Origin of the sequence: Rossellomorea sp. NPDC071047, from assembly GCF_050270195.1 — a bacterium.
GTDB lineage: Bacteria > Bacillota > Bacilli > Bacillales > Bacillaceae_B > Rossellomorea.
In genome coordinates, this window is record NZ_JBNNJT010000006.1 from 196679 (window position 1) to 215948 (window position 19270).

The 19270-nt window shown below is 42.3% G+C and carries 20 protein-coding genes and 1 other annotated feature; of the genes, 5 read left to right on the plus strand and 15 right to left on the minus strand.

Going from position 1 to position 19270, the window contains the following annotated elements; genetic code table 11:
- Positions 1-122: 122 nt before the first annotated feature.
- Together ACQKFO_RS19445 and ACQKFO_RS19450 are read left to right on the plus strand one after the other, a co-directional pair.
- Positions 123-869 carry a DUF2087 domain-containing protein gene (locus ACQKFO_RS19445; RefSeq protein WP_427600465.1) on the plus strand — a complete coding sequence of 249 codons (747 nt, stop codon included), beginning with the start codon at positions 123-125 and terminating at the stop codon, positions 867-869.
- 22 nt (positions 870-891) lie between these two features.
- Entirely contained in the window at positions 892-1242 is a 351-nt protein-coding gene (locus tag ACQKFO_RS19450) for a GIY-YIG nuclease family protein (protein WP_427600466.1), read from the plus strand.
- Positions 1243-1353: 111 nt separating this feature from the next.
- On the opposite strand, the gene ileS is transcribed toward ACQKFO_RS19450, so the two are convergent.
- The 3 genes from ileS to ACQKFO_RS19465 form a co-directional block, all read right to left on the minus strand.
- Positions 1354-4446 (minus strand): isoleucine--tRNA ligase, encoded by a 3093-nt coding sequence (gene ileS / locus ACQKFO_RS19455; protein ID WP_427600467.1) that lies wholly within the window; start codon positions 4444-4446, stop codon positions 1354-1356.
- 50 nt (positions 4447-4496) lie between these two features.
- Positions 4497-4753 (minus strand) — a binding site (T-box leader).
- A gap of 279 nt (positions 4754-5032) precedes the next feature.
- Positions 5033-5122, minus strand: coding sequence for a putative holin-like toxin (locus ACQKFO_RS19460; protein ID WP_219927342.1), 90 nt, complete (start codon positions 5120-5122; stop codon positions 5033-5035).
- A gap of 321 nt (positions 5123-5443) precedes the next feature.
- Positions 5444-5920, minus strand: a complete 477-nt coding sequence (locus ACQKFO_RS19465; RefSeq protein ID WP_427600468.1) for an Lrp/AsnC family transcriptional regulator — start codon at positions 5918-5920, stop codon at positions 5444-5446.
- Between the two features lie 211 nt (positions 5921-6131).
- Between ACQKFO_RS19465 and ACQKFO_RS19470 the strand changes: the two genes are divergently transcribed.
- Positions 6132-7070, plus strand: coding sequence for a DMT family transporter (locus ACQKFO_RS19470; RefSeq protein ID WP_427600469.1), 939 nt, complete (start codon positions 6132-6134; stop codon positions 7068-7070).
- Positions 7071-7180: 110 nt separating this feature from the next.
- On the opposite strand, the gene ACQKFO_RS19475 is transcribed toward ACQKFO_RS19470, so the two are convergent.
- From ACQKFO_RS19475 to ACQKFO_RS19520, 10 genes are all read right to left on the minus strand, one after another.
- Positions 7181-7435 carry a zinc ribbon domain-containing protein gene (locus tag ACQKFO_RS19475; protein WP_427600470.1) on the minus strand — a complete coding sequence of 85 codons (255 nt, stop codon included), beginning with the start codon at positions 7433-7435 and terminating at the stop codon, positions 7181-7183.
- Between the two features lie 12 nt (positions 7436-7447).
- Complete coding sequence (locus tag ACQKFO_RS19480; protein ID WP_427600471.1) at positions 7448-8086, minus strand: hypothetical protein; 639 nt, start codon at positions 8084-8086, stop codon at positions 7448-7450.
- A 79-nt stretch (positions 8087-8165) separates the two neighbouring features.
- Positions 8166-9074 carry a helix-turn-helix transcriptional regulator gene (locus ACQKFO_RS19485; RefSeq protein WP_427600472.1) on the minus strand — a complete coding sequence of 303 codons (909 nt, stop codon included), beginning with the start codon at positions 9072-9074 and terminating at the stop codon, positions 8166-8168.
- Positions 9075-9144: 70 nt separating this feature from the next.
- The gene (locus ACQKFO_RS19490; protein ID WP_427600473.1) at positions 9145-9975 is read right to left on the minus strand and encodes a sugar nucleotide-binding protein; all 831 of its coding nucleotides are present in this window, start codon (positions 9973-9975) and stop codon (positions 9145-9147) included.
- 497 nt (positions 9976-10472) lie between these two features.
- Complete coding sequence (locus ACQKFO_RS19495) at positions 10473-11066, minus strand: YdeI/OmpD-associated family protein (RefSeq protein WP_427600474.1); 594 nt, start codon at positions 11064-11066, stop codon at positions 10473-10475.
- A gap of 35 nt (positions 11067-11101) precedes the next feature.
- Positions 11102-11473 (minus strand): iron chaperone, encoded by a 372-nt coding sequence (locus ACQKFO_RS19500; RefSeq protein WP_427600475.1) that lies wholly within the window; start codon positions 11471-11473, stop codon positions 11102-11104.
- 97 nt (positions 11474-11570) lie between these two features.
- Positions 11571-12110, minus strand: a complete 540-nt coding sequence (locus ACQKFO_RS19505) for a GNAT family N-acetyltransferase (RefSeq protein WP_427600476.1) — start codon at positions 12108-12110, stop codon at positions 11571-11573.
- Between the two features lie 95 nt (positions 12111-12205).
- Positions 12206-12859, minus strand: coding sequence for a hypothetical protein (locus ACQKFO_RS19510; protein WP_427600477.1), 654 nt, complete (start codon positions 12857-12859; stop codon positions 12206-12208).
- A gap of 159 nt (positions 12860-13018) precedes the next feature.
- On the minus strand, positions 13019-14809 hold the full coding sequence (locus ACQKFO_RS19515) for a YhgE/Pip domain-containing protein (protein ID WP_427600478.1): 1791 nt from the start codon (positions 14807-14809) through the stop codon (positions 13019-13021).
- Positions 14810-14811: 2 nt separating this feature from the next.
- Positions 14812-16869, minus strand: coding sequence for an efflux RND transporter permease subunit (locus ACQKFO_RS19520; RefSeq protein WP_427600479.1), 2058 nt, complete (start codon positions 16867-16869; stop codon positions 14812-14814).
- A gap of 158 nt (positions 16870-17027) precedes the next feature.
- Here ACQKFO_RS19520 and ACQKFO_RS19525 point away from each other — a divergent pair, with 158 nt between their 5' ends.
- Positions 17028-17594, plus strand: a complete 567-nt coding sequence (locus ACQKFO_RS19525) for a TetR/AcrR family transcriptional regulator (RefSeq protein ID WP_427600480.1) — start codon at positions 17028-17030, stop codon at positions 17592-17594.
- A 129-nt stretch (positions 17595-17723) separates the two neighbouring features.
- Here the strand turns inward: ACQKFO_RS19525 and ACQKFO_RS19530 are convergent, their stop codons facing one another.
- Complete coding sequence (locus ACQKFO_RS19530; RefSeq protein ID WP_427600481.1) at positions 17724-18374, minus strand: YdbC family protein; 651 nt, start codon at positions 18372-18374, stop codon at positions 17724-17726.
- Between the two features lie 178 nt (positions 18375-18552).
- Positions 18553-18705, minus strand: a complete 153-nt coding sequence (locus ACQKFO_RS19535) for a hypothetical protein (RefSeq protein ID WP_427600482.1) — start codon at positions 18703-18705, stop codon at positions 18553-18555.
- A 107-nt stretch (positions 18706-18812) separates the two neighbouring features.
- Here ACQKFO_RS19535 and ACQKFO_RS19540 point away from each other — a divergent pair, with 107 nt between their 5' ends.
- The gene (locus tag ACQKFO_RS19540; protein ID WP_427600483.1) at positions 18813-19265 is read left to right on the plus strand and encodes a universal stress protein; all 453 of its coding nucleotides are present in this window, start codon (positions 18813-18815) and stop codon (positions 19263-19265) included.
- Positions 19266-19270: the final 5 nt, after the last annotated feature.

Here is a 19270-nt window from a genome sequence, read left to right on the forward strand (position 1 = left end):
ATTAACATTCTATTTGACAAATAACAAACGTTTTTATATTATGTTTATAAAATAACAAACACATTTAAATTTCGTTTATATAATAACTTCATTGAAGATAAAAGAATAGGACGTGTTAAGGAATGGAGCTTTCCAACTCGTTTTGGAGTGCCTCTTTGGAAGAAATGAAAAGAGGTTTTATAGAAGAAGAAGATTCCCTTATTTGTCTTATGTGCGGAGAGGTCATTGAAAAAGGCATGGTCTATCCTTACGAAGATAAATTTTACCTCGCTGAAAAATATATGGGTGTTCATATTGAACGTACCCACCTATCCGTATTCGATTATTTAATTGGAATGGATAAAAAACTCACGGGTCTTACCGATCACCAAAAACGTTTATTGACCCTCTTTTATCAAGGAAAAAATGACAAAGAAATCAAGGAAGAATTGGATATCGGAAGTGCGTCCACTATCCGGCATCACCGGTTTGCTTTAAAAGAAAAGGAGCGTCAGGCCAAGACCTTCCTGACCATGATGGAATTGCTGAAAGAAAAAGACGAAAATGCCCCGACGTTTGTCCCTGTTCATAAGACAGCCACCATGGTGGACGAACGGTACAATATTACACAGACCGAACAGGATCAAATCGTTAAGAAGTACTTCTCTGACGGGGCATTGACGAAATTTCCCCCAAAGGAAAAGCAAAGGCTGGTCATTCTTCGTGAGATTTCGAAACAGTTGAAGAAAGACGATATGTACGATGAAAAAGAATTAAATCATGTATTAAAAGACATTTATGACGATTATGTACTTATCAGAAGATATCTCATTGAATATGGGTTTATAGACCGTAAATCCGACGGAAGCAAGTACTGGTTAAAGAAGTAAAGAACTAACAGGAGGTCTAATCATGGATCGTAAAAGAGAGTTAAAACAACAGTATAAAGAAACACCGGTTGAAGCAGGTGTCTTTCAAATCTTAAATCAGCAAAACAATAAAATCTATATCGGAAGCACGAAAAACTTGAAGACCCTGAACGGGATCAAGTTCATGCTTGAAAACAATGGATTCACCACCAGCAAAGGGTTACAAACCGAATGGATCCAGTACGGGAAAGACGCTTTTACATTCGAGCTATTGGAAAAACTGAAAAAGAATGATGATCCATTTGTGACTGAAAAAGAAGCCCTGGAGGAGTTGGAGGAAAAGTGGTTGGAGAAACTGCAGCCATATGGAGAACGAGGGTATAATCAGAAGTAGGTAAGGTGATCACCATACAATACCTCAGACTTTTTTTCTCTGAGCATTCACATCTCAAGTCAAAATATGGGCTTACCCAAATTCGGATAAGCCCTAAAACGGTTATGTGAATTACACTCCTACAAATATCCCTATGCTGTCACCATCAATCTCGACTGTCTTCATACTTCCTCTTTTCTCAAACACCACGCTCTTAATTAAGAGGCTACTTTGCAGTAAATCTTCGAATTGCTCCACAACATCTTTCATTGATTTATCAACATCCAGGACAAGATTCACACGCTCTTCCACAGCAAGATTCAATTCTTTTCTGTATTGCTGGACGGCGCGGATGAGCTCCCGGGCTTTCCCTTCTTTCCGCAGATCCTCTGTAATGGTTGTATCCAGGAAAACACTGAAGGTTGTGTTTGAAGCCATTTCCAACCCTTTATGTGTTTTTTGATGAACGATGAGATCATCTTTCTCGACCGAAACCTTTTCCCCGGTTGGAGACTCAAACTCAAGATACCCTTGTTCTACAACCCTGCTTGCTTCTTCATGATCTAACGATTGTAAATGTTTCTGCACAAGGCCCACGAGCTTACCGAGTTTCGGGCCGGCAGTCGGGAAGTTCAGCTTTAATTCATATTGCACGGAATCACCTGCTTGGTCCTGCAATTGTACATTCTTTACATTGATTTCATCTTGAATGATGTATTCATACTTCCTAAGTAATTCCGTATCATCCTTCGCTCCCACTACCGTAAGCCTGGATAGAGGCTGCTTTGTTTTGATATTCGTCATATTACGGGCAGATCGGGCAAGTTCGACTACTTGTAAGACGCGATCCATTTCCGTTTCCAATGCTGGATTGATGTCTTCTTGATTTACTTTAGGGAAATCGGACAGATGGACGCTCACATTGGTTAAGTTCATGTGGATATCTTCTGCGATAAACGGTGTAAATGGAGCCAGCAACCGGCTAACATTTACTAATACCTTATTTAAAGTATGGTAAGCAGCCAGTTTATCTTCATTCAGCCCTTCGCTCCAGAAGCGTTCACGTGATCTGCGGATATACCAATTGCTGACTTGATCCACCAGGATGGATAGTTCCCTTGCCCCAGCGGTAAAATCATAATGATCCAGATGGTCCGTTACGTTTTCAATGACCGAATTCAATCGGGATAACACCCATTTATCGAGAAGAGATGGATTACCATGCCCGTGTTGATCAGGGTCGAACCCATCGATCACTGCATACAGGGTGTAAAAGGAATGAACGTTATTCAGCGTGTCGACCAGTTTCGATTTTGCCTGGCTGACGACGTTTTCTGAGAAGCGTTTGTTATTCCAAGGAGCACTATCTGCAAGCAACGCCCATCTGAGAGCATCTGCCCCAAACTTTTCAACGAGATCCATTGGATTGATGACATTCCCTTTGCTTTTAGACATTTTACGTCCGTCTTCATCCAGTATGTGCCCGAGTGATAACACACGCTTATATGGGGCTTTCCCTGTGAAGAGAGAGGAAACCGTCAACAGGCTGTAGAACCAGCCCCTCGTTTGGTCCACGCCTTCGGCAATCACATCTGCCGGGAATTGTTGTTTGAATAGCTCTTCATTCTCAAATGGATAATGATATTGTGCAAACGGCATCGAACCACTGTCAAACCAGACATCGATGACTTCTTTCGTCCTGTTCATCTCATGTGTGCATGACGGACATTCCACGATTACTTCATCGACATATGGTTTATGAAGTTCTAGATTGTCCTTCCAACCCCTTATCGCATGTTCTTTTAGATCCTGAATGCTTCCCGGGACATACTGATGATCACATTCCCCGCAAACCCAAACGTTCAGTGGTGTTCCCCAATAACGGTTCCTTCCCAGGTTCCAATCCACCATATTTTCAAGGAATTTCCCAAATCTTCCTTCTTTCATATGATCCGGATACCACTCGACGGATTGATTGTTCTTTAAGATGGTCTCTTTGATGGCCGTTGTCTTGATGAACCATCCTTCCATTGCATAATAGAGGAGTGGTGAGTCACAGCGCCAGCAGTGTGGATAGCTGTGTTGATACTTCTCCTTGGAAAAGAGAAGATGGCTATCCGAGAGCATCTTGATGATCTTCACATCGCTGTCCTTAGTGAACTCTCCTGCAAGAGGCTCGAATTCGTTGGTATAACAGCCTTTTTCATCGACAATATTGACAAAGTCCAAGCCGCTTTCCTTGATTGCATGGTAATCATCTTCACCGTGAGCGGGAGCGAGATGAACAATCCCGGTTCCGCTGTCATCGGTCACAAACGATGCCGAAATTACTTCATGCCCGCGGTCAAGCTTGAGATTGTTGAACGGCGGCTGATACGAAACCCCTACAAATTCATGGCCCTTATGCTCACTGACCAACTCGAAGTCGTCTCCCAACACATCGTTCACAAGATTCTTTGCCAGGATATACGTCTCTTCACCCCGCTTGGCTTTCACGTAATCCACGTCTTCATGGACGGCGAGGGCCACATTGGCAGGAAGCGTCCAAGGTGTTGTCGTCCAGCCCAGAAAGTATTCATGCTCTTTTCCTTCCACCTTAAATTTAGCCGTCGCGGATAAATCCTTTACATCCTTATATCCTTGAGCAACCTCATGGGAACTGAGGGAGGTTTGGCAGCTCGGGCAATAAGGGGCGACCCGGTGCCCTTGATAGAGCAACCCTTTCTCATGGATCTTTGAAAGAATGTGCCAGACACTTTCGATATAATCATTCTGAAGGGTTACATAGGGATCATCCATATCCACCCAGTATCCAATTGCCTCCGTAAAGGTGCGCCACTGCCTTTCATAATCGAAAACACTCTTTTTACATTCTTCAATGAACTTCTCAACACCGTATTCCTCGATTTCTTGTTTACCGGACACGCCGATTTTCTTTTCGACGCCCAATTCCACCGGGAGACCGTGTGTGTCCCAGCCTGCCTTACGTTTGACTTGATATCCACGCATCGTCTGATACCTGGCAACGAAGTCTTTGATCACACGTCCGAGGACATGCCCCGCATGAGGGAGGCCGTTTGCTGTCGGAGGGCCTTCATAGAAGACGAACGACTTTTGCCCTTCACGGTTTGCTACTGACTGTTTAAAAATATGATTCGTATTCCAGAAATCCTGGATCCGCTGTTCTCTATCGACCGACTTTTCGTTTACATTCACCTTTTTCATGTCATCACCCTCTATTTTTTTGTAAATAAAAAAACCCGCCCCTAACCAATGTTAGGGACGAGTTATAACCCGCGATACCACCCTGATTCTGTCCATAAACTGTATTTCAAGTTTACGTGACAGCACTCATGCAACGTACAATCCATACGCGTTCCTTTTAACGGCGGAAACCCGTCAAAGCTTAAAGTACCTTCAGCTTTGCTTCTCGGAGAGGATATTCAATATGATCTGAACGTTGACTTCCACCAAATCGTCAACTCTCTGTAGAACAGATTCCATACCTACTCGTTCTCGTCATGGAATGTAAGTGATCCAATATATGTTAGAACAAATGTAAATGATACAGGTTAAATTTGTCAATATTTTTATTTTATTATAGACGGTGCTTCATCCATTTATTCACTATTCTTTACTAACGTATGAACTTATGTATATAATAAAAGTAGTTAAGTACACTAAAAAAGGAGCCTGACGGCAATCAGGACTCCTCCACAACATAAACTGCATCGAAAGTGCAGCGGCTCACTTCAGAGTCAATCGAAACGAAGTAATCATCAATGATCCTCATGAGCGGTGGGGACGATGGTTACTTCTTTTTTTGTGTAACCGCGACAATTGCTACAATCAATGTTCCAAAGGCAATCATGATTTGTAATACATCTCCTACAGCAATCATTAGCGTATCACCTCCCTTCACTCGGGAGTGTGAGCCGCTACCCCATCTTCCGTATTATGTTGTGTACTTCCATTATATCACAGGCAAACGTGCGTTTGCTCCCTTCCGAATGGACCAGTCCGGAAATTTGGAAGGGGGGCGATGCTCGTCCTCTATTCTGTTTATACAGGTAAGAGGACAGAACGACTAAGAAATCGGGAATGAGTGGAGAAGCTGCAACAAGATATATGTTGATTCAACCTCATCATAAACAGCCGTGTCCGCCCCACAGCATTCCGCCAATGGGGCAGACCCGTCACCATTTCCCCGTCGGATTTAGTTTTACCCCTGTATCGGTAACACCGTAGAATCCTTGATCTCCCTCAACGCCAAGCTCGTTTGAATCTTCGTGATCCCCATCTCATTCAGCCTTCTGATGAAGAGCTCCAGCCCCTTGCGATCCTTGCAGGCAACCTTCAAGAGATAATCATATTCCCCGGTCAAGCAATGACATTCCAGGACTTCTTCCATGGATTCCAATGTCTCTTCCACTGCTTCCAACTTTTCTGTCCGATGTTCATTCGTGCTCATAAATACGAAGCACAATAAGTCAAATCCCAGTTTTTCATGGTTTAGAATGGCTACATGCTTTTTGATATATCCATCCATTTCCAACCTTTTGATTCTTGCGTGTACGGCTGGTGCTGATAAATTGACCCGCTTCGAAAGTTCCAGATTACTGAGTTGCCCATCCTTTTGAAGCAAATCCAAAAGCTTGAGATCCATTTGGTCCAAAACCCTGCTGACAATCGATTCCATGCTCCATCCACCCTTTTCAATTGTTCCAAAAACCACTGATAAAACGATGTATAAATGAATTTTTATAATCTAAATAGCTATTAAACTTACAATTTTTTCGATTAATTCTAATTATACAATATGTTCTTTTGTATTTTCAGGAAAATGTTAAAATTATTCTTATAGACAATGTCATTGTGCACAATGGCTCTTTGCATAGGGGCTGAATGACGTGAAATATTATTATCTGTTGTTACTGACAAGTCTTCTCTGGGGAGGCAATTTCATTGTGGGGAAAACGCTTGTGGAACATGCATCCCCGGGAACGTTGACCATATTAAGATGGGCCATCGCCGTCGTCTGCCTGTTCCCGATTGTCTGGTGGAAAGAAAAAAAGCTGGTTCCACCCATTCAATCGATCCTGCCGCTAGTTTTCATGGGCCTGACGGGGGTAGCCCTTTTTCAGGCACTTCAATTCATGGCTTTGGAAAAGACCTCTGCCACCAATGTTGGCCTGATCTCGACGTTAAATATGTTCTCCATTGCCGGAATCTCTTTTATTTTTCTAAAGGAAAAGATGAACGCATTTCAACTGTCATCCATGTTCATATCGCTCTTTGGCGTGTTGCTTGTCCTGTCCAAAGGGAATGTGGAGATGGTCTATTCCCTGCAATTTAATGAAGGGGATCTCTATATGCTGTCTGCTGTAATTATGTGGGGAATCTATTCCGTTTGCAGTAAGTGGGCAATGAAATCCGTCACTCCCATGATGTCCATTTTATACTCCGGTATATTTGGCCTTCTCATCCTTCTTCCTTTTAATCTTTCTACTTTCCAGGTGACCGATGTTAACGCTTCTTTCGTGCAGTCAATCTTATATACCGGCATTATTTCCACTGTTGTCTGCATGGTCTTATGGAATATCGGGGTGAATAACCTGGGACCGAGTACTTCAGGGTTGTTCTTGAACTTCAACCCTGTATTCACAGCCTTATTGGCCTTCGTCTTTTTGGGAGAAAAAATGAATGGACTACAAGCTGTCGGCAGCATCATTGTCATAGCAGGATGTGTCTTGTTCTCTCTTTTCAAGACCAGGCCTCGTTTCATCGAAGAAAAGGGGATCGAAGTCCCTTCAAAGTTGTTAGCTAATGAACCTGTCAAAATTTCATAGAGAGAAGCAAAGCAGTGCCTCATTGAGGCACTGCTTCATTTTTCTATCGAATTGTGGAAACCGCTTCAGATTTGGGTTACTTTAGCATAATTCTCTTAAATGTATAATACCTATTGCCACCTGTACAATTTATGAAGATTTTTTACATACATCCCTGCCATAAACTTCGGTAAACCCATTTCGATACATTTATTCTTTACAAATTGTTTCATTTCTTCTACTGTGATGTCTTTTTGGGTGAATTCCCCTTCTTGATAACAATGCTTACAGTACATCGAACTTCTTTCTGAATTCTTCTCAGTACCGCGGTCTTCCATTTTCTTCAAGGGCATGGCACAACTCTGACATTTTTTATATTCTTTCATTCTTCCACCTCACTATTTAACGTTATTACGCTTCCAAAGTTTTGTAGATTTTTTTACTCTTTTTAGCTGAGGCGCCGTCAGATAGGGTTCTCTTTTTCGTAACACATTCAGAAATCCCTCTCTATTTTCATCTGTAACAGCTACCATTGTGCTTTCAGAGTGCTGAGGCACTTCTTTTGTTCTACAATTCTCAAGGTGCTGGAGTAAGAATGGAAAAATTGCGTCATTATTTTCCTTACTAACCGCGGCGAGCTTCGCAAGAGTTAGAACACCTTTATCAATCGTAATGACCGAACCAATTTTCATGGCACTCTTTATTGTGTGAAGATGAGCCATGATCGTTTCTGAAGATTCCTCAGTGATCGTTGATAATGCTGTCATTGCACCCCATACTAAACGATTATTACGGCTTTTCAGCAACTCTATAAAGGTCAGTGCATACTTACTTATCAGTTCTGGTTTAACCTGTCCGATTTCATACGCTACTTTGATACAGTCATGTTGAACCTTTTTATCTTTGCTAGACAGGCCATCAATAATCTCTTCTATACCTGCATGATTTTCTTCATGAGCTAACGTGTGTGCCAGCTCAATATTTGGCTCTTCGTCATTTCTATTAAGCTGGGAAGCTAATTGATTCACTACTGACATGTTGATCCCCCCTATTTATTAGAATTGATTCATATTGATACCGTATCACACGTAAGCCGACACCATTATGTCGTATTTCTTAATATTTATCATAAATTTTCTTTGCTCTTTCTTTCATAATCTCCCTGATATGTTCTGGCTCAAGAACTTCTATTTCGGAGCCAAGACTTAAGATCATACGATAGACCCAATCATCTTCAGGGAATGATTCAGTCAGATAAACCCATCCGTCATCACCGAATTCTACAGAATCTAAATCGAAATAATCCTCCAACTCATTTAAGGCATGTTGAGTGAACTTTAGTTTGATGGTAACCATTTCACGATTGTGCTGGTAAAAGCTTTCATGTTCGCTTCGTTCTCTTTGCTCAATTGGTTTAGATGTACGTTTCATGTTTTGCATTCTGCCTAATTTAAACAACCGATATTCATTTCTTAGTTTACAAAAAGCATACACATACCATTTATTGATCTTTAGAATCAACGTAACAGGTTCAATTTCTCTTTCTGTATAGCTACCATTAATATCTATATATTGAAAAGCGATGACTTTATTGGATTCAATCGATTGTTTGATCATATTTATTTTTTCTTTCCTTTTTTCAGTCGGTCCCCAGCCACCGAAATCTAACCAAACGGGTGAAGTTTGCTGAACGTTCCCATTTGACTTTATGGATGTCAGCTTTTCAATAATTTGTTTTAATTGGTTATCATCATAGGTTTTATAGACACCATTTAATGCAGTGAGCAGCAATTCATATTCTACATCATTAAATAAGCCTGTACTGATCTTGTATTCCTCAAGAATTCCATAGCCGCCGTTCGAACCTTTATAGGAAACAATCGGAATACCCGCCAGGTTAATTGATTCGATATCCCTTTGAATCGTCCGTACAGAGACCTCGAACTCTTCAGCAAGCTTTTTTGCCGTTATTCTGTTGGTATTTAATAACTTGATGATCATCGCCAGTAATCGCTCTACCTTCATGTTTCATTGCTCCATTTATTTATGATTATATTTTATTCTCAGGTCACAAAATTTTATCCATTCTGATAACTCATTGTGGACCATCTGGACTAACTATATCGTCTATCATTTCCCTATTCGTCTTCAACAAACTCTCCGGAAGATCGTTTCGAATGCTCTTCAATCCAAAATAATATGTATCCGGTGTATCCTGAAGCAAACGATGATGAATGTTTAAATCTTTGTCCGTTAGGCTGCTGACTAATTCTTCAATAAAAGTATCTTGTGTCATCATATCGACTGCACCAAGGTGAAAAACGCCTGAAAGTTTATGGAGGATGATGTATTTCAACTGTTTTGCAAGGAATTCATCCGTTAGATGATTACACTCCAGATTGCTGTATACATCGATTGAGTTATTCTCAATTCCACTTCTGACTTGATCCAATCTCGGAGAATTCTTCCCCCATATTTGTGGAATTCGTATCATAACCGCACGTTCCTTTAAAACTTCCTGCAGCATATTTTCACACTCAATTTTGAACTGCCCATAAGGGGATGCAGCGTTAGGAGAGTCTTCTTCTGAATGATGCTTCGTGAAATCCCCATCAAACACATTTGCCGTTGAAAAATAATAGAGTACGCTTTCAGTGTTTTCGATTTCCAATGCAAGCTCCCTATGAAATTCAAGCTGTTGATCAAAATCACCTCTTAGACATGAAACGATGCTATCGGGTTTGATGGATTGGACGATTTCTTTCATCTTATCCATATCGCTGATGTCTAATTGAAATTGTTTTTCTTCAGGAAGATCCACTGGTCTAGTTGCATAGGTCCCATATACATCAAAGGAATCTTTGCCCTCTTCCACCAACGCTTTCCCCACTAATCCACTTGCGCCTAACACGAGCAGTCTCCTCATGTGACATCCCTCCATTCACAGAAATTGTATTCTCACTTTTCATATTCTATTAGACTCCTGTGAAAACCCTTTAAATGCCCAATAAAAAAAACGCAATCTTATTAATTGCGTTTTCCTTGAGGACCGTCACCTTTTAAAATATAGGAACATAATCAGGAAAATGATTAGTCCAATAAATAAAAGATAGCCCATCCCCATGCTATACACGAAGTAAACCTTAACGTGAAGGATAATCCGGATGATATGAAACATAAGGATGCAAACGAGCGATACAATGACGATATTCACAAGCCTATCTCTATTTCTGTTTCGATACATAGAATCAGCCCCAATCCAGAGCTCAGTACAAGATGGAACTTGTACCATCAGTCTTTCTATATACCTATTTTGCCTTCGTCCTAATTATTCATGTGGGACGAGGGGACAGGTCCCATGTCCCATTTGATTGTTTCACTGAGCTTACAATCTGGGACAATGAACCTGTCCCCTCGTCCCTACTAATCATTCATTCCCTTACCTTCAAGAATATGCTCCATATATTTTTCAATCCTCGACTCACGGGTTTTGGATTGTTTGGCTTTAGAGAAATAAAGAATGTAGGCTCGTTGCCTTCCCGGCGTCAATTCTTCAAATGCCGTCTTCAAGGCAGGGACTTCGTCGAATTTAGTTTGAAGTTCTTCTGGGATACTGTATTCTTCCGTCTTTTTTAACTCCACTTGCAAACCGGCCTTTTCCACTTCAATGGCTTCCTGGATATACGCTTCCAAGATTGGCTTCATTTCTATGATTTCTTGAACATTCGTGAACCGAATCTGGCGGGCAGCCTGCACATTCTCCGTTTGTTGGATGAGAATCCCGTCGGGGTCCTTCAACAGAGCCCCTTTATGAAACAGTAGTGCACAATAATCTTTAAACCCGTGCATTAATACAATGTTTTTACCCTCCAGCGTGTAACAAGGATGCATCCACTTGATTTCTTCATCCAGCTCCTCAAAGCCAAGAAGGATGCTTCTCAACCTCTCAAATTCTTCCTTCCACGTCTTGGTTTTTTTTATAAAACCATCAACCTTACGATTCGGCTTTATCATCATGGAACACTCCTTCTTCTATGAACTCTAAGTGTTGGCTACTTACGCCAAAAGGCCGTGTATTCTGCTTTATCCTGAATATTATATGTAATCATATCCTCAAGCAATTTGTAATCCACCGGGTCTTTCCACTTAATTCTAAACAAGCCCTTGGTGGCACTGTAGCCGGCTTGTTCAATCCTTCCGGCAAACTCCATCATGGTTACCGCCTCAGGTGCAACGCTTACATGATGCTTCGCTGCGTCAATACCGATGATAAATGTGCCGTGATCGGTAAACATAGGGGTATTCCATTTCATCACTGGTTCCATTTGCGGGAATTTCTCCATAACCCACGTCAGGATTTCTTCCAATCGATTGCGGTGATCAGGATTATCGATACCTGCTAAATATGGTGCAAAAACGTCCATCTTGTTCCCTCCTACTATAAATGATGCCGTTTAAGATAAACCTTATCTGATTTCACTATATATTTTCCAGGGGGGATAGTCAAAAACTCCCCTAACCTCAGCGTTGACTTCGTAAAACCGTGATAAATCCGTCCAGGATATCATGAGAAATCGAGAACCCTTTCCGCTGGTAGAATTCCAACGCCTCTTGATTCCCATTCGATGTGAACACAAAATAATCCTCCACACCCTCGTAGGTTTTCAACCAATCCATAGACATGTTAAAAAGCTTGGATCCCACACCGAATTGCCGATACCCCTCTTTAATATAAAATTGGGATAGGCATCCTACGCTCTCTTTCTTTACTGATGAAAGATCGAAAAAAGTGGCAAAATCATTCGAGTACGCTTCTTTAGGAGAAATGTTGGTATATACATAGGCTACAATTTCATCATTCTTATCATGATCTTTCACTACCACTATGTAATTATGTAAGGCACTTTTGATGGATGACAGCATCCTGCTATCAAAATTCATACTGTCAAACCGTTCAGGTGTAATAGATGCCTTTGATTGTTGAAAGTCCATCAGTTCATTGCATAGATCCCGGCAGTATTCTGCCTGTTCTTCTGGAATCACTTCGTATTGTAGATTCATCTTCAAATCCCCCTTAAATCAACTCTAGTCCGGAAACGATTCATATGCTGTTCCATTTTATTTTAGCTTAAAATACGTTCGGAAGGAAAGAAGCATTACAAAATACGGGTAGACTCCCCGTCAATTAATTTGATATTAATATACATCGATGATCCTCCGTCAATATGATTGGGGACGCCTGATAAGTCGAGTAATTCCTTCAGCTGAATGGACTTTTCGCTATTTGCTTCTATTGAAATGCTATATGGGCCGTTCACATTCATGGGTGATGTCAATCGTGTATCTTTTTTCATAAAAAATGAATCCAGGAATTCTATCTGGAATGATACTGTTTCACCACTGCGGTTATGGAAAAGGAGTTTACATTCCCCATTCAATACTTCTTTGCTCACACGCTCATAATCGCATGTACCTTTCCCATCGTAGGAAATGGCTGCAATACCATCGGCTAACGTTTCTTGATACATCGAAATGAGTAACAACGGTAATAATGTGTAAACAATTAAAGCGATTACCACCGTTTGAAAATGGTATTTATTTAGTCCCCTGACGAGTAAAATCATGGCGAAGATGAATAAAAAGGATCCAATGATACCAAGGACATTATATCCATCATATCCGCTGATTGGAAATGACATGAAAGTAGTGCGCGCATGTATCATTTTATTATCAGGAAACGGGAAAAATAAAGACATACATATACATAGAATTACAGCTGAGCCAATAAGTGCTCCTTTGTTTTTTACCATACTTTCACCTCCATCCACTTGAATTTCTAAAAAAATCTGTTCTTTTCCATACCAATTATTTCAAAATATTCAAAATTACACAATCTTTTATCCCACTAAAAAATGACACAAAAGTGGTTACTATAGCCACCTTTGTGCCAATCATCAAATACATTCAGCTTACTTAAACAAATCCATCAGCAGAGCCCAAAACCCTTTCTCTTTCTTCGGCTCTGCTTTCTTCGTTTCCTGTTCTTCTTTTTCAATACTTTCCGTCTTGATCACAAATTGCACGGATGAAACCTTTTCGTTCTTTGAAGAAACGAAGGATACAGGCTTGAAATCCGATTTATCGTATTCAGCCATCATCTTATTGATTTCCTCTTGCATTTTGTCCGGAAGGTTTTTCGTTTCCTGATGCAATTCGCTCGTTCCACTGTGAAGCTTTGCGACTCCACCTTCTAATTCGTTTGTTCCCCCAGCCAGTTCGGCAATGCCTGAATGAAGCTTCCCGTAAGAAGTGGATAGCTGACCCACGCCTTCTGTATAGCGGACCAATCCGGAGTGGAACTCGCCGTAGTTGGAGGACAGTTCACCCAGTCCTTTTTGCAGCTGGGCAAACCCGCTCATATCCGTTTCCTTTAATGATGCTGAAAGATTATTCGAGATGGAAGTCAGCTGTCCGCTCATCTCGTTGACGGAACCACTCACCTGATTCAAGGTCGGTTCCACGGCAGCGAAGGCTTCCTTGACGCTCGCATAGGTCCCCTTCACTTTTTGCGCGGCTTGATGGGACTCCACCAGTTTATCCACTACCTTTGGATCCGCTCCACTTTCATATAATGCGGCAATTTCTTCTTCCGAAAGCTCGGAAGCAGGGATTCCCGCCATCGCAGCGTCCAATGCAGCGTATGCCTGTGAATAGTTCTTTTGCAAGGTCGATAACCCATTCGCAGCTTGCGTAAGGCCATCCGCCAGCTGCGTGAGACCACCCGGCAGCTCATTCAGTGCGGACAAATCCATCTCAGCAGGATTCGCAGCCAGTGACTTATTGATGGTGCGCAGTGCATCACCGATAGAATTCGAGGCTCCCACAATTTGAGATGAAGAACCGTTCAATTCACTGATGCCATTTTTATATTGAGCCGAACCGTCGCGCAGGCTCGATGCCCCATCGTTCAATTGGGACACACCATTTTTCAGGTCGGCCACCCCGGTATTTAACTTCCCGATGGCACCAGATAGCTCCGACATGTCATCGGTCATATTTTCTGTTCCCGTCGTATCGATTGGGAGTGTGGAAGGGACCGCGGCAATTTGAACTCCCTCGAACTCAAAGTCCGCTACATCCGCTTCCACGCTTAGCTTTTTCTCTTTTCCAGGCATGACGGTAAAGGTGATTTGCTTATTCTTCCCAGCATTCGCCACCATTCCGTCTGCGGCTTCGATGTTCTCATACGTATTCGGCAGGTTCAAGGAAACCTGCAATAAATAATTCTCATAAAATACAGTACCTGCATTCTTATTTTCAGAAGTATCAATGTTGATTTCGAGATGTCCGCTTTTTCCTGCAAGCTCGGATGGATCGATTTTCTTCCCATCCAAGCTATATGATACCGCCACGTTCCACGGTAATTTTGTATCTTCTTTCATATTTCCTTGATACGTGAACTTTCCTTCTGGGGCATCCATTTCAATCTTCTGCCCCTCAACCTCAAGCTTCTTCAGATCCGTCAGATTCTTTACGCTGCTGAATTCCCCGTAATCGAGGATCTTTCCCGCACGAGCTACCTCGAAGGTATTCACGACATAGATATGATCCAGGTTCCCGGCTGCGTTCAATGTCGCGTACACGACTTCATCCTTCGAAGTGACCTTTCCTTCCGTTGCCGCTTGGGCAGGTACACTAAGAAATGAAGGCAAGAATAGCATCAATGCGAGTGCAGAGTAACGTAATTGTTTTTTTCTCATCATCATTTCTCCTCATAATAATTTGCTTTATAGGTTGTTTTCTTAATGACTTTATCGAATACCAACAGCATCGCCGGCAGGACCAAGAGGACCATGATAAAGGCCAGCAGCGCTCCCCTGCCCATCAATAGACCGATGGATCCAACGATCGGATTGGAAGAGGTGATCCATAAAATGAAGCCGACACTCGAAAGGATCGCTGCCGAAATGGAAATCGAGAACGTTTTTTCGTCCAGGGTTCTCACAATTGCTTCTTTCGCAGACATTTCCTTGCGATAATGGGTATAAGCCTCTGTGAATAAAATCCCATAATCGACCGTCGCGGCAAGCTGTACCGTACTGATGATCAAGTACCCGACAAACACAAGCGGGGTATTCGTGAAGTATGGAATCGATAAATTGAACCAGACCGCCGCTTCAATCGTGATGAGGAGCACCACCGGAATCGTGATCGATTTAAAGCTGAACAGAAGCACAAGTGCAATCGTCACGACCGTCAGCACATTCACGACCACATTATCCTTGTTGACGGTATTCTTAATATCATAAAGCGTCACGCTCTCCCCAAGCGCCAGAGCTTTATCCCCGTAATAATCCGCCGCTGCTTCTTCCACGTTCTCTACGATGGCAAAAGGAACCTCTCCTTCCGTCCCCTGATTCGTATTAATGACGATCCGGCTGTAATTTTCAGAGTAGAATTCATCCGTGATCGATTTGTCCAGGTACTCAGGGGGGATCTCAGAGCCAACCTGGTTCACATACGCCATGACCCCTGTTACATAATCGAGTGCCTCGATATCCTCAACAAGTTCTTTTTCTTTTGCCATATCTCCTTTTGGAACTAAAAGAACGATCGGCGTCGTTTCACCAAATGCTTCCTCCACCTTCTTGAAGTCACTTCCGACACGGGTGTTTTCCGGCTGCTCACCTGACCCGTAAATGAATGTAGTATTCGTTTGCCCCAGGAATGCAGGGACCAGAATCGCAAATACAAAGATCAGGCTCGGAACCTTCCATTTCAATACCTTGTTCCCGATACCCGTGAAGCTTGGTACAAAGCTCTTATGTTTCGTCTTATCCATCCATTTATAGAAAACAAGCGTCAGTGCAGGGAGGAACACCATTACACTGATAAAGCTCAGGACGATCCCCTTCACCAGGTTCACCCCGAGATCCGACCCGATCTGAAACTCCATGAACGTAAGGGCGATAAACCCGAAGAACGTCGTTGCCGCACTTGCCGTGATCGCAGGAAAACTCTTCTTCATCGCAAGCTTCATCGCTTCTTCAGGATCATCCGTCACTTTCCGGTAATCGGAAAAGCTATGTAGCAGGAACACCGCGTAATCCAGCGACACCGCCAGCTGCAGGATCGGCGCAACCGACTGGGTCACGAAAGAAACCTCCCCAAGGAAAATATTCGTTCCCAGGTTGATCAGAACCGACACCCCGATCGCCGTCAAGAAGAACAGTGGTTCAACCCACGAAGTCGTTGAGACGACCAGAATCAAAATAATGAGGGGCACCAGTAACATCCCTGCATACATCGATTCACTACCGGCCATTTTCTGAGAGCTTGCCGTATTGGCCGCTTCACCGGCAATCGCACCATCGCTACCGATCAGCTCATAGATTTCATCGGTGATCCGGACCTCGTCGCCGGTAGCGACACTGATGGAAAACAGCGCATTCTGATCACTGTAGTAATTCTCGACCGTCTCCTTGTCCGCCACTTCCAAAGGCGTCTTCAGGTCGACCATATCATCCAGCCACATCACATCCGATACACCGTCTATGGCTTCCAGCTTTTCTTTGAATTCGAGTGCCTCCTGTATCGTCACACCCGTCACCATGACCCGCGTATCAGGAACGTCACCCGTGAACTCCTTTTCCATGATGTCCATCGCCTGTGTCGACTGGGCATCATCAGGCAAATAATCGACCATATTATAATTGACCTTCACAAAAAACTGCGCCGCCGTTGACAGCACCGTCACCAGCATAAACGCAATCAGTACAGCTTTCTTATGCTTTATGATCCAAGATGCAATATTTATCATCTTTCATCCTCTCTTGTCTCTTTCACATTTTCACATTATCATTATAATAAACACCGTGTTGGATATTCAACGGACAGTTGCATAAGGAATGTTCAATACTCAACACATCACTCATATCTGTTGTTTTACTCAGAAAAGCAGGAAAGGAACGTTGATCTTTGAACTCAAAAATGGACCGACGAAAAAAATATACACGTATGGTTTTAAAAGAAAGCCTCTTGAAACTACTGCAGGATAAATCAATCTCAAGCATCACCATTAAAGAAATCTGTGAAACCGCAGACATCAACCGATCCACCTATTATGCCCACTACTCCAACCAATACGAACTGCTCGAAGCAATCGAAGAAGAATTCATCGAAGACCTGACCGTCACACTGGGTAAGTATAACTTCTCAAAAGAAGAAGAAGCCCTCCAAATGACTGAAAAACTATTCGAATACATCGCCGACAAGAACGACATCTGCGAGGCCCTTCTCAGCGAGAACAGCGATATGTACTTTCTCAAAAAAGGCATGATCATCACCCACGAATTCATCTTCAAAAACTGGATCACCGATAGCCGGATGGATCAAGAAACCTATGAATACATCAATATGTTCATGGTAAGCGGAAGTATTCATGTCATCAAAAATTGGGTGGAGAATGGCATGGATAAGACACCTGAAGAGATGGCGGGGATCTTGCACCGGTTTATCAATCGGGGGTTGTCTGGTGTGCGGTAAGGATATTGTTAACAAAAAAAGCCTCCCCGAAACCGTTATTAGATTGCTTTTGGGTAGGCTCTATTATCTTTATATTAATGTGGATGCTTATATTCAATCCTGCGTTCGTAGAATCATGTACCCTTTCATTCAACTACCGTGATTACATGGAAGTACCCGCCACGCTTCTTCAAGCACAAGTTCTTCTCCCTTTATCTCCTGCACATCGGTCTGCATCTTAGCTGCATTAACGAATACCGGAAAATGCTTTTCCACATATTTTTGATGGGATCTCTCATCTCCCCAGCAGGTAAACACCAGAAAATCTTTCATTATCTTTTTAGAAATAGCAAATGTTCCCCCAAGCAACCCTTCAGCTACGCTCATACCCTGATTCCAGAGCGTCTCTTGCATTTCAATAAAATGATCACTATGATCAGGTTTCACTTGTACCCTGGCCATTCGAACATATTTCCCCTTCTTTAACGCATGAATGATTCTCTTTTCCGAGCCAGGGATCGTAATACGTTCTTCATATAAAGATACATCTATAGACTTATAGGTACTGAATTGATTTGAATGGAGAAGGATTTCGTCATGTGCCTTATCCATAAAATAATGATAGGCTTCTTGATTTTCCCAAAAAGCAAAAACACAAGCTGTTAATGGTTCCTTCTTACTCCAGCCTCCAACCTGGCCCAAAAATCCATTCAGTGGACTCAGCGCTTTCCATATTTTCTGCTCTTCGAAAAAATCTTCCTTACTTTCCTCGTTCACTTTACACGTAATGACTTTAATCATCATTCTAACTCCCCAATACAACAAAGTAGAACCGCATGAATAACGTATTTCCTCAACATCTACTATTCATTCTACTGTAAAAAAGGAGCATTTCGAATAATATAAACACGGCAAATATAAAAAAACAAGCAGGAAAATATCCTGCTTGCACTCAGCTTCACATATCGAACACTTCTACCTACTTCTCATTCTCTTCATTCTCATCCGTGCCATATTGACCATTCTCCGTATCAATGACTCCGCTCGTATAAGAATCCATGATCTGCTGGCTCACCTGTTCATTTGCCTGCTCATCATACGAAAACTGCTCTTTCGGATCCCTCTTCTTCATGTCGATTCCCCCTTATACTAAGTAATCTATTCCCTAATATTGTTCGGAAAATCGTTACAGATATGCGTGGAAAAATATAGTATGATAAAGGTAAGGAGGGGATAACAATGAGTTTAAAATATCAGAACATATTAGTAGCTGTAGACGGATCCAAAGAAGCCGAATGGGCTTTCAAAAAAGGGATTGCCATCGCCAAGCGGAATGATGCTATTCTTTCACTCATACACGTGATTGATACCCGTTCCTTCGCAGCAATCGAATCCTATGATCGGACGGTAGGAGAAAGAGCTATCAAGTATGCTGAAGAATTGTTAGAAGAGTACAAAGCAGAAGCTGCAGACGCAGGGTTAACTAAAGTGAAAACCTATGTCGAGTACGGTTCCCCGAAAGTGATCATCCCAAGAGAAGCAACAAAGAACGTAGGAGCAGACCTTGTCATATGCGGCGCAACCGGACTCAACGCCGTCGAACGATTCCTCATCGGAAGTGTGTCAGAGCATATCACACGTGCTGCCCATTGTGATGTTCTTGTTGTAAGAACAGAAGAAGTAGATGAGTAAGTTGA

What these genes read in the sequence shown, in the direction of transcription:
- ACQKFO_RS19445 (WP_427600465.1), top strand. Translation starts at nt 123, where the DNA reads ATGGAGCTTTCCAACTCGTTTTGGAGTGCCTCTTTGGAAGAAATGAAA.
- ACQKFO_RS19450 (WP_427600466.1), top strand. Translation starts at nt 892, where the DNA reads ATGGATCGTAAAAGAGAGTTAAAACAACAGTATAAAGAAACACCGGTT.
- ileS (WP_427600467.1), bottom strand. Translation starts at nt 4,446, where the DNA reads ATGAAAAAGGTGAATGTAAACGAAAAGTCGGTCGATAGAGAACAGCGG.
- ACQKFO_RS19460 (WP_219927342.1), bottom strand. Translation starts at nt 5,122, where the DNA reads ATGATTGCTGTAGGAGATGTATTACAAATCATGATTGCCTTTGGAACA.
- ACQKFO_RS19465 (WP_427600468.1), bottom strand. Translation starts at nt 5,920, where the DNA reads ATGGAATCGATTGTCAGCAGGGTTTTGGACCAAATGGATCTCAAGCTT.
- ACQKFO_RS19475 (WP_427600470.1), bottom strand. Translation starts at nt 7,435, where the DNA reads ATGAAAGAATATAAAAAATGTCAGAGTTGTGCCATGCCCTTGAAGAAA.
- ACQKFO_RS19480 (WP_427600471.1), bottom strand. Translation starts at nt 8,086, where the DNA reads ATGTCAGTAGTGAATCAATTAGCTTCCCAGCTTAATAGAAATGACGAA.
- ACQKFO_RS19485 (WP_427600472.1), bottom strand. Translation starts at nt 9,074, where the DNA reads ATGAAGGTAGAGCGATTACTGGCGATGATCATCAAGTTATTAAATACC.
- ACQKFO_RS19490 (WP_427600473.1), bottom strand. Translation starts at nt 9,975, where the DNA reads ATGAGGAGACTGCTCGTGTTAGGCGCAAGTGGATTAGTGGGGAAAGCG.
- ACQKFO_RS19495 (WP_427600474.1), bottom strand. Translation starts at nt 11,066, where the DNA reads ATGATGATAAAGCCGAATCGTAAGGTTGATGGTTTTATAAAAAAAACC.
- ACQKFO_RS19500 (WP_427600475.1), bottom strand. Translation starts at nt 11,473, where the DNA reads ATGGACGTTTTTGCACCATATTTAGCAGGTATCGATAATCCTGATCAC.
- ACQKFO_RS19505 (WP_427600476.1), bottom strand. Translation starts at nt 12,110, where the DNA reads ATGAATCTACAATACGAAGTGATTCCAGAAGAACAGGCAGAATACTGC.
- ACQKFO_RS19510 (WP_427600477.1), bottom strand. Translation starts at nt 12,859, where the DNA reads ATGGTAAAAAACAAAGGAGCACTTATTGGCTCAGCTGTAATTCTATGT.
- ACQKFO_RS19515 (WP_427600478.1), bottom strand. Translation starts at nt 14,809, where the DNA reads ATGAGAAAAAAACAATTACGTTACTCTGCACTCGCATTGATGCTATTC.
- ACQKFO_RS19520 (WP_427600479.1), bottom strand. Translation starts at nt 16,869, where the DNA reads ATGATAAATATTGCATCTTGGATCATAAAGCATAAGAAAGCTGTACTG.
- ACQKFO_RS19530 (WP_427600481.1), bottom strand. Translation starts at nt 18,374, where the DNA reads ATGATTAAAGTCATTACGTGTAAAGTGAACGAGGAAAGTAAGGAAGAT.
- ACQKFO_RS19535 (WP_427600482.1), bottom strand. Translation starts at nt 18,705, where the DNA reads ATGAAGAAGAGGGATCCGAAAGAGCAGTTTTCGTATGATGAGCAGGCA.
- ACQKFO_RS19540 (WP_427600483.1), top strand. Translation starts at nt 18,813, where the DNA reads ATGAGTTTAAAATATCAGAACATATTAGTAGCTGTAGACGGATCCAAA.